The sequence below is a fragment of the Aquiflexum gelatinilyticum genome (assembly GCF_024741135.1).
In the GTDB taxonomy this organism is placed as follows: domain Bacteria; phylum Bacteroidota; class Bacteroidia; order Cytophagales; family Cyclobacteriaceae; genus Cognataquiflexum; species Cognataquiflexum gelatinilyticum.
In genome coordinates this window covers 41,967-56,534 of the sequence record NZ_JANSUY010000012.1, presented here as the reverse complement: position 1 = coordinate 56,534, position 14,568 = coordinate 41,967, and the positions used below count along the sequence as shown (strand labels likewise).

Annotated in this window: 14 protein-coding genes; 13 read left to right on the top strand and 1 reads right to left on the bottom strand. The window is 40.5% G+C overall.

The window, feature by feature from the left end:
* The first annotated feature begins 17 nt into the window (after nt 1-17).
* The 12 genes from NU887_RS13645 (at nt 18) to NU887_RS13590 (ending at nt 12,186) form a co-directional block, all read left to right on the top strand.
* Nucleotides 18-1,022 (top strand): phosphotriesterase family protein, encoded by a 1,005-nt coding sequence (locus tag NU887_RS13645; RefSeq protein ID WP_258423939.1) that lies wholly within the window; start codon nt 18-20, stop codon nt 1,020-1,022.
* A gap of 193 nt (nt 1,023-1,215) precedes the next feature.
* Nucleotides 1,216-2,745 (top strand): glutamine-hydrolyzing GMP synthase, encoded by a 1,530-nt coding sequence (gene guaA, locus NU887_RS13640; RefSeq protein ID WP_258423938.1) that lies wholly within the window; start codon nt 1,216-1,218, stop codon nt 2,743-2,745.
* Between the two features lie 181 nt (nt 2,746-2,926).
* Nucleotides 2,927-3,517 carry a hypothetical protein gene (locus NU887_RS13635; RefSeq protein WP_258423937.1) on the top strand — a complete coding sequence of 197 codons (591 nt, stop codon included), beginning with the start codon at nt 2,927-2,929 and terminating at the stop codon, nt 3,515-3,517.
* Between the two features lie 115 nt (nt 3,518-3,632).
* On the top strand, nt 3,633-4,184 hold the full coding sequence (locus NU887_RS13630) for a protein N-terminal glutamine amidohydrolase (protein ID WP_258423936.1): 552 nt from the start codon (nt 3,633-3,635) through the stop codon (nt 4,182-4,184).
* Between the two features lie 124 nt (nt 4,185-4,308).
* Entirely contained in the window at nt 4,309-5,637 is a 1,329-nt protein-coding gene (locus NU887_RS13625) for a VOC family protein (RefSeq protein ID WP_258423935.1), read from the top strand.
* A gap of 161 nt (nt 5,638-5,798) precedes the next feature.
* On the top strand, nt 5,799-7,040 hold the full coding sequence (locus tag NU887_RS13620; protein ID WP_258423934.1) for a dihydroorotase: 1,242 nt from the start codon (nt 5,799-5,801) through the stop codon (nt 7,038-7,040).
* A complete protein-coding gene (locus NU887_RS13615) occupies nt 7,041-7,553 on the top strand; it encodes a DUF4199 domain-containing protein (RefSeq protein ID WP_258423933.1) in 513 nt (170 codons plus the stop codon).
* A gap of 5 nt (nt 7,554-7,558) precedes the next feature.
* Nucleotides 7,559-8,104 carry a DUF4199 domain-containing protein gene (locus NU887_RS13610; protein WP_258423932.1) on the top strand — a complete coding sequence of 182 codons (546 nt, stop codon included), beginning with the start codon at nt 7,559-7,561 and terminating at the stop codon, nt 8,102-8,104.
* Nucleotides 8,105-8,110: 6 nt separating this feature from the next.
* Nucleotides 8,111-9,073 (top strand): glycosyltransferase family 2 protein, encoded by a 963-nt coding sequence (locus tag NU887_RS13605; RefSeq protein WP_258423931.1) that lies wholly within the window; start codon nt 8,111-8,113, stop codon nt 9,071-9,073.
* The gene (locus NU887_RS13600) at nt 9,073-10,053 is read left to right on the top strand and encodes a glycosyltransferase (protein WP_258423930.1); all 981 of its coding nucleotides are present in this window, start codon (nt 9,073-9,075) and stop codon (nt 10,051-10,053) included. Before NU887_RS13605 ends, NU887_RS13600 begins: the two co-directional genes overlap by 1 nt.
* 175 nt (nt 10,054-10,228) lie before the next feature.
* Nucleotides 10,229-10,912, top strand: a complete 684-nt coding sequence (locus tag NU887_RS13595) for a hypothetical protein (RefSeq protein WP_258423929.1) — start codon at nt 10,229-10,231, stop codon at nt 10,910-10,912.
* 293 nt (nt 10,913-11,205) lie between these two features.
* Nucleotides 11,206-12,186: a PDDEXK nuclease domain-containing protein gene (locus tag NU887_RS13590; protein WP_258423928.1), complete on the top strand. Its 981-nt coding sequence runs from the start codon at nt 11,206-11,208 to the stop codon at nt 12,184-12,186.
* Between the two features lie 77 nt (nt 12,187-12,263).
* Here NU887_RS13590 and NU887_RS13585 read toward each other — a convergent pair whose 3' ends face one another.
* Nucleotides 12,264-13,028: a class I SAM-dependent methyltransferase gene (locus NU887_RS13585; RefSeq protein WP_258423927.1), complete on the bottom strand. Its 765-nt coding sequence runs from the start codon at nt 13,026-13,028 to the stop codon at nt 12,264-12,266.
* Nucleotides 13,029-13,228: 200 nt separating this feature from the next.
* Here NU887_RS13585 and NU887_RS13580 point away from each other — a divergent pair, with 200 nt between their 5' ends.
* Nucleotides 13,229-14,563 (top strand): efflux RND transporter periplasmic adaptor subunit, encoded by a 1,335-nt coding sequence (locus tag NU887_RS13580; protein ID WP_258423926.1) that lies wholly within the window; start codon nt 13,229-13,231, stop codon nt 14,561-14,563.
* The last annotated feature ends 5 nt before the right edge of the window (nt 14,564-14,568 follow it).

Here is a 14,568-nt window from a genome sequence, read left to right as displayed (position 1 = left end):
GGGAAAAATCAATGCCCATGAGAACATTCTTCCCCGTTTTATTATTGCTAATCTTATTTGCATGTTCGCCTCAAAAGATTGATGAGGGTAAAATTCTTACCGTATCAGGAGAAATTTCCCCTGAGGAGATAGGCCTGACATTGATCCATGAACATATTTTGGTGGACTTTATCGGAGCAGATTCTACAGGATATCACCGTTGGGATAAGGATTCCGTGGTGCAAAAGGTTTTGCCTTTTTTGGCGGAAATAAAAGCAAGAGGTGTCAAAACCTTGGTTGAATGTACGCCTTCTTATTTGGGTAAAGATCCTGTTTTACTCCAAAAGCTTACAGGAGCTACCGGTATTCAGTTTATTACCAATACTGGCTACTACGGCGCAGTGGAGGGTAAATATCTCCCGTCCCATGCCTATTCAGAATCCGTTGAAGAACTTTCAAAAAGGTGGATTGCAGAATTTCAAAATGGAATCGAAGATACCGGAATCAAGCCGGGCTTTATCAAAATATCAGTTAACAGTGGTCCTTCACTTTCAGAAATGGATGAGAAATTGGTCAAGACAGCTGCCTTGACCTACAAGAAAACCGGTCTTTTGATCGTATCCCATACAGGGACATGGGAGACAGCCAAAGCCCAAATCGAAGTTCTGAAAAATGAAAAGGTTGCCCTTGGTCATTTTGTATGGGTGCATGCACAGGCAGAAAAAGATTTTCAAAAATACATTGAAGCCAAAAATGAAGGAGTTTGGATCAGCTTGGATGGCATAGCTTGGGATATACCGGGTCATTTGGAAAGGATAGCTTTCTGCAAGGAAAATGGGCTTTTGGACCATGTACTTTTGTCACACGATGCCGGATGGTATAGCCCTGGTGAAGTAAATGGCGGGGATTTTAAAGGGTTTACTGCATTGTTTGATGAATTGATCCCTATGCTGAAAGAAAAGGGATTTACACAAACTGAATTGGATTTGATGTTGATCAAAAATCCTTCGAAGGCATTCTCGGTTAAATTAAAAAACAGGTAAAAAATCCATCTTGCTTCAGGAGAAAAAGGATAACAGGGAAGCAGGTTAACAAATAACCCTATAACCAATTAACTTAATACCCATTAGCTCCCCAATTTTCCAATCTTCCAATTTTCTAATTTTCCAATCCCATTTTCCAAAATAATCTTCTGAAATCCTTTTCCCGTTATGGCTGCCCTATGTACCTTTGCGCATGGCAGAACAAATCCTCATCCTAGACTTTGGTTCCCAATACACACAACTCATCGCCCGACGCGTGAGGGAACTCAATGTATATTGCGAAATTCACCCCTTCAATAAGATTCCTGAAATTACCCCTGATATCAAAGGAGTGATCCTTTCAGGCAGTCCATGTTCCGTAAGAGATGCTGGTTCCCCTGATTTGGACCTTGACAGCCTCCGGGGTAAATTGCCGCTTTTGGGGGTTTGCTATGGAGCGCAGTTGTTGGCAAACAAATACGGAGGAGAAGTGCTTCCTTCAGAAATCCGGGAATATGGCCGTGCAAACCTCGACCACATTGACCTGCACCATGATTTGTTGAAAGAAATGACCCATGGTTCTCAGGTTTGGATGTCTCATGGGGATACCATCAAGACACTCCCGGAAGGTTTTGACATCATTGCAAGTACTGCCTCCGTCAAAGTAGCGGCCTTCAAAATCCAGGGCGAAGTCACCTACGGGATCCAATTCCATCCCGAGGTAACACACTCATTGGAAGGTAAAAACCTGCTTAGAAATTTTGTGGTCCATATCTGTGGTTGTTCACAAGATTGGACTTCTGATACATTTATAGACAGCACTGTCGCTCAGCTCAAAGAAAAAATCGGAAACGACAATGTAGTCATGGGCCTTTCAGGGGGAGTAGATTCTTCAGTGGCTGCGACATTGATCCATAGGGCTATCGGCAAAAACCTCTATTGTGTTTTTGTGGACAATGGATTGCTCCGCAAAAATGAATACGAAGAAGTTTTAGAATCTTACAAAACTCTTGGTTTGAATGTGATCGGAGTTGATGCCAAGAAACGTTTTTATGATGCCTTGGCGGGATTGTCAGATCCTGAAGCAAAGCGAAAAGCAATAGGCCGTGCATTTATCGAAGTTTTTGATGACGAAGCCCACAAGATCGAAGGTGTCAAATGGCTTGGACAAGGTACCATCTATCCTGACGTGATCGAATCGGTATCTGTCAAAGGACCTTCTGCCACTATCAAATCCCACCACAATGTGGGAGGCTTGCCGGACTTTATGAAGCTTTCTGTGGTAGAGCCTTTGAATACCTTATTCAAGGATGAGGTGAGGGAAGTTGGAAGGGCTTTGGACATACCGGAGGCAATCATCGGAAGACATCCTTTTCCAGGTCCGGGACTTGCTATCAGGATTTTGGGAGACATTACTGCTGAGAAAGTAAAAACCCTTCAGGAAGTCGATTACATCTTTATCCAAGGCCTCAAAGACTCAGGATTGTACAATCAGGTATGGCAGGCAGGTGCAATCCTCCTTCCCATTCAATCTGTAGGTGTCATGGGAGATGAGCGTACTTATGAAAAAGTTGTAGCCTTAAGAGCTGTAGGTTCTGTCGATGGTATGACTGCGGATTGGATCCATTTGCCTTATGAGTTTCTGGGTAAAATGTCCAACGAAATCATCAACCGTGTCAAAGGCGTCAACAGAGTTGTTTATGACATATCTTCGAAGCCACCGGCTACTATTGAGTGGGAATAGAAAAACAACAAAATCCATAAAATGAAAGAAGGAACAGGTAAATATGTTCCTTCTTTTTGCTTTTTCAGCATTTTCATTCTGCTAAAGATTTTAATTATTGTTCAGAATCAGTTAATTTGAAACATGACAATTTCTTAGACGCCAAGATTTTTTCATCCACAGTTTATTTTCCTTCAGATTTATGAGAAAAAGACAAATCATTGTTACAGCTTTTTTGATACTTTCCATTGTTTTGATTCTGGTTTTGGACCTTCGTCATCATCATTGGCTTATCTCTTTTTGTCTGATTTTGATGTTTGCCTTTTACGGAAGGGAGCATTACAAATTGGTGACAAGGGGAGTAGGTGGGGAATTGTTTTTGCGCAGGCAAAAGAAGAGTTTCAAAACATGGACTATAGCCCTTGCTGTGGTAGGTACCCTATTGTTTTTTGTGGGAGTTCCAATACCTAAATGGACATTGGTGCTCTTTTGGTTGATCGTTTTGTATGAGTGTTTTTTATTTCTTTTGGTCAAAAATCTAAATCCAATCACTTTAGTCCTGGACGGCTATCAATTGAAATTCCGGGGTGTCATCGTGTTTCACCGCAACATTTCAGGTTTGACCAAGATTGACCATATAGATTCATCGGGAGGTCTGCGTTTTTCCTTCAGGAATGAAAATGACATTCAGATCAAAAAATCGGATTACCTCGACTCTGATATTTATCAATTAATAGAAATCTGTAGGGAACGCACAAAAGAAGACCTTGTGCTCTCCGAGAACCTGATTTAACCCGATTTGGACTGAATTCTCTTTGTTCCTATTTCCAATTCAATTTCTTTCTTCCAAATTATAAATTTGGAGATGCTGCCAATTGCCAAAGTCTGTGTTACTTTTGCGGCAGCCAATGAAAATCAAAACCTTCAAGTACTCCGAAAATTTTTGCGAAGAAAACATCTGGCACCTATGTCAGAATCCTGAACTTGATGGATTTACCAAAAAGGTGTTGATCATCTCCAACAGCAGCAGAAATTGTTCCTTCAGATTCCAAAAATCCCCCAACGGCGACGAAGTGGTTTGGTGGGATTACCATGTGGTTTTGTTGGCTTCTAACCATGAATCCCAATTGATCTATGATTTTGATTCAACCCTCGAATTTCCTTCCTCGTTAAAAAGTTATTTGGAAGCTACTTTTCCGACTGATCATTCTCAAGAAAGCAAAGACCTTCCAGGATTCAAAGCCATCACATCTGGGGATTTTATCCACTCTTTTATTTCTGATCGGGGACATATGAAGGATGATCATGGCAATTGGATTTCAACTCCTCCAAAATGGCCTGCTATCGGCAAAAGTGGTGGCTTGCCTTTGCCGGAATTGCTTGATTTTACAAATTCAAGCAAAGAAAGGATTTTCAGTTTTGAGGAAATTTACGCCCATATAGAGGGTGTTTCTTATTGACCTTGACAGGGAAATTGCCAAAATTAAGTTTTGCCCCCTGATTATTTTTTATCAGCTTTTTGACTTTAAGTTTTGGCAGGCTAAGTTTAAGCTTCGGCAATTCCCTACATCTTCAATTTCCAATATGAAAAACCCAATCTTAATATTAGCTATCGTTTTGTTTTCTTTTTCTTGTCATGATCAAAAGGATAGCGACCATCTGAAACACCTTGGAAACATGGTCGCCATGGCGGAAATGGTAGCTGCTGATGTCAAGCCTATTGCTTTGAGTGAGCCTCTTACTTCCCATGAAGCAGAGAATTTGTGGACAGATGCCCAGGAAATTGCTAAAGGTTATGGGGTGGAGGTATACAGGGAGTCTGATCTCATCAAAACAATGCTATTTCCCGAGTCTGTTGCAGAGGGAAAAGAAGTCATGATATTCCACAAACCGAATACTTTGGAGGCATACCTTGATTTGAAAAAAACAATTATGGAGGGGAATAACAGTACCGCTGAAGCGCGCCGATTTGGGAGATTGTTGGGCTATCCAAACCACCACATCAATTCGCTTTTGGCCAAAAATACCGAATTCCGGACTATGCCAGATTTTGGGATATTGGGTACAAATGTTTTTTTGTATTACAAAGATCTGGCTGTAGCCAAGAAATTTTATAATGAGATTTTGGGGATGGAAATGGTTTCGGATTATGGTTTTGCGGCAACCTTCAGGATTTCCCATGATGCTTTCCTGACTTTGGTGGATGAATCCGAAGGCATGCATAAAGCCACCGAACCCAAGACTGTAGCCATTGCCTTGCTGACCGACCAACTTCCTGATTGGTACGAGTACCTCCAAAGCAAAAATGTCCCGATCAAATACACTTACAAACCCAAAGAAAACAATGCCCATGATGGATTTGTGGCCATCGATCCTGAAGGATATCTGTTGGAATTTGAAATGTTTAAGCAACACGAAGAGAACGAATGGCTGGTACCTCAGATGAGGAAATATTCTGCTTTGCCTACGGTTTCGGAAGGTGTGGCAGCTGGATTGGGTTTTTACGGAGCGGTGACTTGGACCTATTACCAAGACATGGTGGAAGCTGAGAAGTTTTATGAGGAAATCATGGGACTGCGGTTGATCGTGGATCAGGGTTGGGCCAAAGTATATCAGGTGTCGGAGACAGGCTATATCGGCCTCGTGGACGAACGCCGTGGCATGCATACTTTTTCAGAAACCAAGGCCGTGAATGTTTCTTTTTTGGTCGAGGATGTGGAGGGATGGTTTGACTATGTCAGAAACAATAATGCATTTCCTTTGAGACAAGATAGCCTCGAGGTCGGCCCTGAAGGCAAATTCAAAGGATTTGTCGGTTTTGATCCTGGCGGATATTACCTGGAATTTGATCAGTTTTTCACCCATCCTGAAAATGAAAGATTGTTGGAGTTATTGGGATTAACCCAAAAATGAAATTCGCATTGATTCAATCTTTCCTTTAAAAAAATAGCCGATCCAACAGGTCCTTGAATCATACTCCTATTTCGCCTTTTTGAAACGGTTACATATCCTCAAGCTGATTTTCCTTTCATTTTTTGGAATATTATTGCAGTTTTGCACAAATAATAACCTTTATGGCCGTACTGCTCCAATCGCTCAGGTTAATAGACCCGCAAAGGATCCACCCTCCCAAAAATTACATTTTTACAGGTTCTGAAATCGTAGAAGACAATGGTGATTCTGGGTTGAAAATCAAAGAAACCATCGATTGTTCGACTTTTTTTGCTTCTAGGGGATGGATCGACCTGAGGTGTATGTCAGGCGAACCCGGGGAAGAATACCGTGAATCCTTGGATAGTCTGGGAGAATTGCTTGCAGTTAGCGGATTTACCAAAGCCGTGTTGATGCCCAATACCAAACCTGCTATCCAAACCAAGAATGAAGTCCAATATGTGCAGTCCAAAGCCTCTGGCTGGATTACGGATTTGTTGATTCAGGCAGCGGCAACCAAAGATTGCAAAGGAGAAGATTTTACTGATATCCTTGATTTGCACCACGAAGGGGTTTTTGTATTAGGAGATGGGACCCATCCTATTTCCAATCCTGACCGTCTTTTGAAGATCTTGCAATACCTGCAGAAATTTGGAGGGCTGTTATTTGACCAGACTTATGATCCGTACCTATCACTTTTTGGGCAGATGCACGAAGGTGTCGCCTCTACAAGGCTTGGGATGAAAGGAATTCCAAATCTATCGGAAGAAATCGCCGTCCACCGCAACCTTGAGATCCTCAAATATGCAGGTGGGAAATTGCATCTGCAGACCATCAGTACCAAAGGAGCGGTGGACAAAATCCGTGAAGCCAAAAAAGAAGGACTGAAAATCACGGCAGATGTATCTCTTTACCAATTGCTGTTCTCGGATGAGGACATGGCTTCATTTGATACCAACCTTAAGGTAATGCCACCTTTCAGAGGAAAAGAAGACAGGAAGGCTTTAATAAAAGGCCTGAAAGACGGTACCATTGATGCAATTGTTTCCAATCATCAGCCGCAAGATTTTGATTCCAAATTTATGGAATTTGATTTGGCAGCTTTTGGCATGGCAGGTTTGCAGACTTTCTTGCCCGGGATGGTAAAATTGGCCGAAGAACTCACTTGGCCCCTTCTGATTTCCAAAATTACGGAAGGGCCGGCAAAGGTTTTACAAAATGAACTTTCCAAAATGGATAACCTTACCGTCTTTGACCCGGAAGAAAATTGGGTTTTTGACCAAAAATCGAATAAATCACTTTCTGCCAATATGCCTTGGTTCAATACCAAATTGAAAGGGAAAGTTAAATTTGTCATCAACAAAGGCCGTTTTGTCAAAATCTAGATGAAGCGCTATCTTGGATCTACGTACTTGTTTGGATTAATCGGGGGTGTTTTTTGTGTCCTTGCTTTTCTGCTATTCAAATGGATCGGATTTGATGCCACCAACCTCAGCATGCTCTTTGGGTATGTGCTGATTCCGATATTTGTGTTTTTGGGAATCCGGTATTTCAGGAATGACATCAATGGGGGAGAGCTTTCCTTTGCCCACGGTATGACCATAGGGTTTTTGATATATACCATGATAGGGATAGTCGCAGGCTTGGGGATATGGTTGGTTTTGTCTTTGAGCCCTGGGTTCTTTGAGGAAATCAAAGCCGCAAAAGTTGCCGTGATGGAAACCAACGAGGAGCTTATAGTGGGACAATTAGGTCAGGAATCTTTTGACTTTACCTATGAAAAAATACAGGCAATGACGGCTTTGGATATTGCCATGAATGATTTTATTTGGAAAATCCTGCCAGGTTTATTTTTTACAATCATTATTTCAATAATTTTAAGGAGAACAAAACTTTAAACTATATGGAAAATCAAGAATCGCCATTCAAAGCAGGACTCAATTCAGGATTGATCTTGGGGATTATTTCAATTGTAATTACTTACATCGTTTATTTTATTGACCCTACTTTGTTGGTCGCATGGTATGTGGGCATCGGGATTTTGGTATTGTATATCGGCTTGATCATTTATTATGGTATCCAATACAGGAATTCAATCGGAGGTTTTATGCCTTTTGGAACAGCATTTAATTTTGCTTTCATTGCAATGGTTGTATCAGGAGTTATAAGTATGTTGGGCAGCCAATTGCTGTACCATGTGGTGGATCCTGCGCTTCCAGGTGTATTGATAGAAAGTCAGATGGAAACCCAAATGGCTATGCTGGAGCGTTTTGGTGCAGCTGACTCCATGACATCCGAACAGATTGATGAAATCAGGAGCAATCTTGAAAGTGGCTATACCATAGTTGGACAGTTGAAGGCCTTCGGGATTATCGTGATCGTATATGCTATTATAGCTTTGATCCTAGGAGCGATATTGAAGAAAAGAGACAAATCATTGGACTACTAAACAGAAATGACCCAAATCTCAGTAGTTATCCCTGTTTTTAATGAACAGGAATCACTTGCAGAATTACACAATTGGATATGCCGTGTCATGGAAGGACACGGCTTTTCTTATGAAATCATTTTTATCAATGACGGCAGCAACGACGGTTCATGGGACCAAATCCAAAAGCTCGCCAATCTCAATCCTTTTGTAAAAGGGATCAGTTTTGGCAGGAATTATGGTAAATCTGCTGCCTTGGATATGGGATTCAGCAAAGTCTCAGGAGATGTGGTTTTTACCTTGGATGCGGACTTGCAGGACAGTCCGGATGAAATCCCCGAAATGTATGAAATGATCGTCAGGGACGGTTTTGAAATTGTGTCCGGCTGGAAAAAGAAAAGACATGACCCGATCAGCAAGACCATTCCTTCAAGATTTTTTAATTGGGTGACCCGTGTGATTTCAGGTATAAAACTTCATGATTTCAACTGTGGGCTTAAGGCTTACGACAGAAAAGTCGTTAAAAATATCCACCTCTACGGAGAGATGCACCGCTATATTCCTCTGATTGCAAAGTGGGCAGGTTTCTCCAAAATCGGTGAAAAAGTAGTCGAACACAGACCGAGAAAATATGGCTATACCAAATTTGGTTGGGAAAGATTTTTGAATGGTTTCCTCGACCTGATTTCCGTTTCTTTTGTCAACAGATATAAAAAGCGTCCCATGCATTTCTTTGGGACCTTGGGTACAGTATCCTTTTTGGCAGGTTTTTTCATTACTTCTTGGCTTATTTTTCAAAAAATTTATGGACTTTATCAAGGCCGAGCGGTAAGGGAAATCACCGCACAGCCTTTGTTCTTTTTGGCATTGGTGGCATTGATTGTGGGTGTTCAGTTGTTTTTGACGGGATTTCTCGCTGAGATGATGACCTCCAACAGCAGCCGAAAATCAGATTACAACATTGACTCCGAACTGAATTTAAAAGACTGATGGTTTTTTCGGTTATCATACCGGTGTACAACCGTCCCGATGAAATCAGGGAATTGCTTCAGAGTCTGACTTTACAGACTTTTACAGATTTTGAGGTGATCGTAGTAGATGACGGATCAGATAATCCATGCCGACTTACAGTGGAATCCTTTAATGAAAATCTCAAAGTCAGGTATTTTTGGATTGAAAATATTGCCCAAGGCTTTGCCCGGAACTTCGGGATGAAGCTTGCCAAAGGCGATTATTTTGTGCTTTTTGATTCCGATTGCATTATTCCTTCTCATTATTTTGAGGTTTTGAATAAAGCCATCAAAACCCGGAAGCTCGATGCCCATGGTGGTCCGGATGCTGCTGAGGAGGGTTTTTCCAACTTCCAAAAAGCAATCAATTATAGTATGACCTCTGTATTGACTACTGGAGGAATCAGGGGGAAATTAAAAGATCCATCCAAGTACCAAGCCCGTGGATTCAATATGGGACTTTCCAAAAAAGCATTTGAAGCGACCAAAGGTTTTGTCGACCCAAATAGGGGAGAGGATATCGAGCTCAGCATTCGGCTCAAAAAAATGAGATTTAGGTTGGAATTGGTGGAGGAAGCCTTTGTGTACCACAAAAGGAAAAACACCTGGAAGACATTTTTCAGGCAGAGTTATTCCTTTGGCCAAAACCGGATCAACGTTAGCCGTTACCACCCCAATGCGGTGAAGTTGGTGCATCTGATGCCGGCGTTCTTTTTGTTGGGTTGGATGATGGTAATTGGGTTAATTGTTATTGGTTATTGGCTTCCCACCTTCTTATTTTTCTTGACAGCAGGGTTCTTGGTTTATGGGCTTTGGATTCTAGCTGTTTTCGTTCATTCTACTTTCATAAACAAATCACCTTGGGTAGGATTCCTTTCTATTTTTACTGCATTTGGGCAGCTGAGTAGCTACGGCGTAGGATTAATGACGGAATGGGTGAGGAAGGTTTTTAGGGGGTAACATCCTATTAACTTTTTACATGCAAATAGTCAAGAAGTTTGGTTGGATTTTTAGGGTATTAGTTTTATGTTTAGGTAATTGAAATACATGGTCAAATGATTGAGAGAACCAAACTTTTGAAAGCCATACAAGGCTACATGTTAATGATCCAACTGAATTAAAAATACAATTTGCAATGAGAAATATCTTACTAATAATTCTGAGTTTGGTTACAATTAACAGTTTTGGTCAACAATGGATTGAATTCCAGGTTGATCCTTCACTGACAATTACAATCCCAGAAAATTACGAATTGACTGATACCTTAGGACAAAAAGGAGTAATAGCTCAAATTGACAATGGACTGATTTTACTCACGGTAATGCAGAATAAAGGAAAAACAAAGCTCAATATTCAAAACGAAAACGATTTGATTGAAGCATATAAAGGAATTCAAAGAGGAGTTACCCGTTCACAAAATGGACAATTGATTAAAGAGGAAATACTTGATAAAGAAGCACTTAAGATTTTAAGATTTTCAATTTCAGCTATAATGGAAAATGAAAGGCAAATCAGACATTTTTTAATTGTCTTTCTTAACGATAATATTTATATGTTAAATTTTTGGGAACTTGAATCAATGTCAAACGAAATGAGTGAAATTAGGGAAAAATTATTTTCTTCTATAAAGTTTCCTTCCACTGCGACAATGGAGGATCAAAAGAGTCAAGTAGTTCAAGGCTCAACTTCTTATAATATAAGCTATCTAATTGGACAAATTATTGGTTATTTACTTATTTTAGGACTAATTGTTTTATTTATAATGTATTTCGTAAAAAGACTAAAGAGAAAGAAGATTAGGGATACAATGCAAACTTAGTTATACATTTAACCTTTAATTGTTAGCAACCAACGTTTTGTTTCTCTTTCAAAATTATAAGAAGATACAGTTTTGTATAAATAAATGGTCGGACGAAAGGTAGTCTGCCAAAATCTTGTAAATCTAGGTGCATGTGGCACTCTTATTTTTAAGTTAGTTTTATTTCGGCAATGTGTGAAAAAGATTTGCTTTGAAAGATCAACAATCATAAAAACAAAACATTTGCACAATGGTATTAATATCAACTGATGGGTAAATAAATTACCTAAAAAAATAAACTTTTCAGACTAAAAATGGATAATCGCTTTACGGACATAATTAAGCTAATAAATCAATCTCGGACTAACGCGATAAGAGCCGTAAATGCTGAACTTATTAATCTATATTGGAATATTGGGGATTATATTAGCAAGAAAATTGAACAATCGGAGTGGGGTGATTCTGTGGTATCTGAATTGGCCAAATACATTCAACAAAATGAGCCTGAAATAAAAGGCTTTTCCGATAAGAACATTTGGAGGATGAAGCAGTTTTACGAGACTTATAAAGATTTTCCAAAACTCTCACCACTGTTGAGAGAAATTGGTTGGTCGCATAATTTGGCAATATTTTCAAGGTGCAAGACTACTGAAGAAAGGGAATTTTATTTAAAACTATCTAAACAAGAGAGTTACAGCTTCCGTGAACTCGACCGTCAAATTTCTGCTAGCTTATTTGAGCGTACCTTGATAGGTAATACAAAACTCTCAACAGTGTTGAGAGAAAGTAAAAGTGACTTAAGCAATACCTTCAGAGATAGTTACATTTTTGAATTTCTAAACCTGGCAGAGCCACACAATGAAAGCGACTTACAACGAGGACTAGTAAGTCAAATAAAAAATTTCATTCTTGAACTTGGCAAAGACTTTCTATTTATTGGAGAAGAATATAAACTGCAAGTTGGTAACAGCGACTTTTACATTGACCTGCTTTTCTACCACCGTGGACTTCAATGTTTGGTCGCTTTTGAATTTAAAGCAGACAAGTTTAAGCCCGACCACTTAGGACAATTGAATTTCTACTTAGAGGCATTAGACAGGGATGTTAAAAAGCCAAATGAAAATCCGAGTATTGGAGTTTTGCTTTGCAAGGACAAAGACAATGAAGTTGTAGAATATGCTTTAAGCAGAAGTCTTCCTTCGACAATGGTTTCAGAGTATAAAACCCAAATGCCGGACAAAAAACTTTTACAACAAAAACTACACGAACTGTTTAAAATTGAAATTGACCAGTAATTGGATCCTAATTTCAAATTGCTTATAAATTTTTTATTTCAAAAGCGAGTCAAATCGTATCCCTCACCCTTCACCTTTTATCTCCCTTTTTCACAATAAAAAATCACCTCATTCTCCGGCAAAGCATTTTTCAGGACAACAGCGGGATCAAGGGTTTTGACAAAGAGGTTTTCTTGGACATCGAGTCCTGATTGGCTGAGGCGCTTGGCGTAGTCATGCCCGTATTTGCGGACGTGGTCCCTTTGGCCGAAGAGCCTTTCGCGCTCGGCGGCATCGGTGATGGTTTTGTCTTCTATGGTCTCGGGAATGTCATAGACCGGAGATTGGATGATTCCCCAACCGTTTGGTTTGAGCACGCGGTTGATCTCGCTGCATGCGAGGATATCATCGTCGACATGTTCCATGACATGGTTACAGAATACCACATCGAATGTATTGGCCTCAAATGGGATCTGATGGACATCCATTTTGACTTTGGCCAAAGGAGACTCAATATCAGCGGTGATGTAATCAAGGTTTTTCATGGCCTCCATCCGGTCAATAAAGCAAAGTTCAGGTGCGATATGAAGGACTTTGAGTTTATCAGTAAAGAAGTTTGTCTCCTGCTGCAAAAAAAGCCACATCAGCCTGTGCCTTTCCAAAGCAAGGCAGTTTGGGCAGAGTGCATTGTCACGTCCCTTTCTTCCATAAGGCAAAAATTTCCGGAAAGAATGGTCACAGACATTGCACGTCACCTGATTTCCCTGATAAAATACCGCCATAATTCTCAGGAAAAAGTGGGAAACTAGCTGTAAATATTTCCTTGGAATGTATCGGATAATAAAACTGATCAATGACTTCATATCTGGATTTGCTCGGTTTTTTGGGATTTTATTTCCCCAATAAGCGCGCAATTTATCAAAACCATTTCAATTTTTCGGTTTTCTCTTTCTGTCCACAGGATTAATTAAAAATTACTTTAATGGCTTTATAGCATGCTTATTGGGCTGATTTTGAGCCTATTTTTGGCTAACTTTGAAATAACCAAAATAGCTTACCAACCATGCAAAAGAAGAATATTTATATAGGATTAGGGATTTTTGTTGGGCTCATTGCACTGTATTGGCTATTTTTTTCCTCCGGAAAGAAAGAAGGCTTTGAAATATTGTCAGAAGTCAAAAAAGGCCAATTCAAGGTCGAAATCACCTCCTCAGGAGAATTGCAGGCGCTCAATTCCATTGAGATACTCGGGCCTATTGAAGCGCGAAGATATAGAATAGGAAACTTCACCATTGAGACTATGGTGGATGAGGGCACAGTGGTCAAAAAGGGCGACTTCATTGCTTCACTGGACAAAACAGAACTTTTTGGACGCCTTGAGGACCGAAGGCTTGATTTGGAACAGACACGTGCGGCTTTTGAACAAACCCAATTGGATACTTCTTTGGTACTGCGGTTGGAAAGGGATAACCTGATCAACCTGGATTATGAAGTTGGCGCCAAGAAGCTTGTCTTGGATCAGTCCCAATATGAACCGCCTGCAATCATCAAACAAAACGAATATAATTACCAAAAGGCCATTCGTGACCTGCAGCAGGCCAAAGAGCGGTACAGGATCAAGACGCTTCAGGAAAAAGCTAGAATGGTCGAGGTATCCGCAAGGTTGAGAGAGGCGGAACTGGAAGTGTCCCAAATGCAGGAAGCTTTGGAAAAGTTTACAGTTTTGGCTCCACAAAACGGCATGGTTATCTACCGTCAGGGGAGGGGAGGAAAAGTCAAGGAAGGCTCACAGATCAGTTCATGGGATCCTGTGGTGGCTACACTCCCTGACCTCAGCACCATGCAGAGCATCACCTACATCAATGAAGTGGATATCAGAAAGGTCAAAGTAGGTCAGACTGTGCAAATCGGGTTGGATGCTTTTCCTGACAAAAAACTGTCAGGTCAGGTGATCCAGGTAGCCAATGTTGGGCAGCAAAGACCAAACTCAGATGCGAAGGTATTTGAGGTGTTGGTCAGGGTCAATGAAAGTGACGTGCTCCTTAGACCTGCCATGACTACAAGCAACTCGATTTTGATAGAAGAAAAAGGCGATGTGGTCTATGTTCCTTTGGAGGCCATCAATGTCGAAAGTGACAGTATCAATTACGTTTATCTTAAAAACGGCAAAAAACAGGAAGTAAAATTAGGTTTGGCAAATTCCAATGACGTCATTATTGAGATGGGCTTGGAAGAAGGACAGGGTATTTTTCTTTCCACACCTGAATGGTCTCAGGATACAAGTATCAGTTTATTGGCAGAATTGGACGGAAAACGAAACCTTAACAGGGAAGAGATAACTTCTGAGGCGGATTCCACCATGAGACCCGGGTATCAAATCAGGCCTGTCAGAAACTAAATCTA

Bases quoted from the DNA above. Each gene is read 5' to 3' on its own strand.
- NU887_RS13625 (WP_258423935.1), top strand. From the start codon at position 4,309: ATGAAAAACCCAATCTTAATATTAGCTATCGTTTTGTTTTCTTTTTCT.
- NU887_RS13630 (WP_258423936.1), top strand. From the start codon at position 3,633: ATGAAAATCAAAACCTTCAAGTACTCCGAAAATTTTTGCGAAGAAAAC.
- NU887_RS13595 (WP_258423929.1), top strand. From the start codon at position 10,229: ATGAGAAATATCTTACTAATAATTCTGAGTTTGGTTACAATTAACAGT.
- NU887_RS13635 (WP_258423937.1), top strand. From the start codon at position 2,927: ATGAGAAAAAGACAAATCATTGTTACAGCTTTTTTGATACTTTCCATT.
- NU887_RS13590 (WP_258423928.1), top strand. From the start codon at position 11,206: ATGGATAATCGCTTTACGGACATAATTAAGCTAATAAATCAATCTCGG.
- NU887_RS13610 (WP_258423932.1), top strand. From the start codon at position 7,559: ATGGAAAATCAAGAATCGCCATTCAAAGCAGGACTCAATTCAGGATTG.
- NU887_RS13600 (WP_258423930.1), top strand. From the start codon at position 9,073: ATGGTTTTTTCGGTTATCATACCGGTGTACAACCGTCCCGATGAAATC.
- NU887_RS13585 (WP_258423927.1), bottom strand. From the start codon at position 13,028: ATGAAGTCATTGATCAGTTTTATTATCCGATACATTCCAAGGAAATAT.
- NU887_RS13615 (WP_258423933.1), top strand. From the start codon at position 7,041: ATGAAGCGCTATCTTGGATCTACGTACTTGTTTGGATTAATCGGGGGT.
- guaA (WP_258423938.1), top strand. From the start codon at position 1,216: ATGGCAGAACAAATCCTCATCCTAGACTTTGGTTCCCAATACACACAA.
- NU887_RS13580 (WP_258423926.1), top strand. From the start codon at position 13,229: ATGCAAAAGAAGAATATTTATATAGGATTAGGGATTTTTGTTGGGCTC.
- NU887_RS13605 (WP_258423931.1), top strand. From the start codon at position 8,111: ATGACCCAAATCTCAGTAGTTATCCCTGTTTTTAATGAACAGGAATCA.
- NU887_RS13645 (WP_258423939.1), top strand. From the start codon at position 18: ATGAGAACATTCTTCCCCGTTTTATTATTGCTAATCTTATTTGCATGT.
- NU887_RS13620 (WP_258423934.1), top strand. From the start codon at position 5,799: ATGGCCGTACTGCTCCAATCGCTCAGGTTAATAGACCCGCAAAGGATC.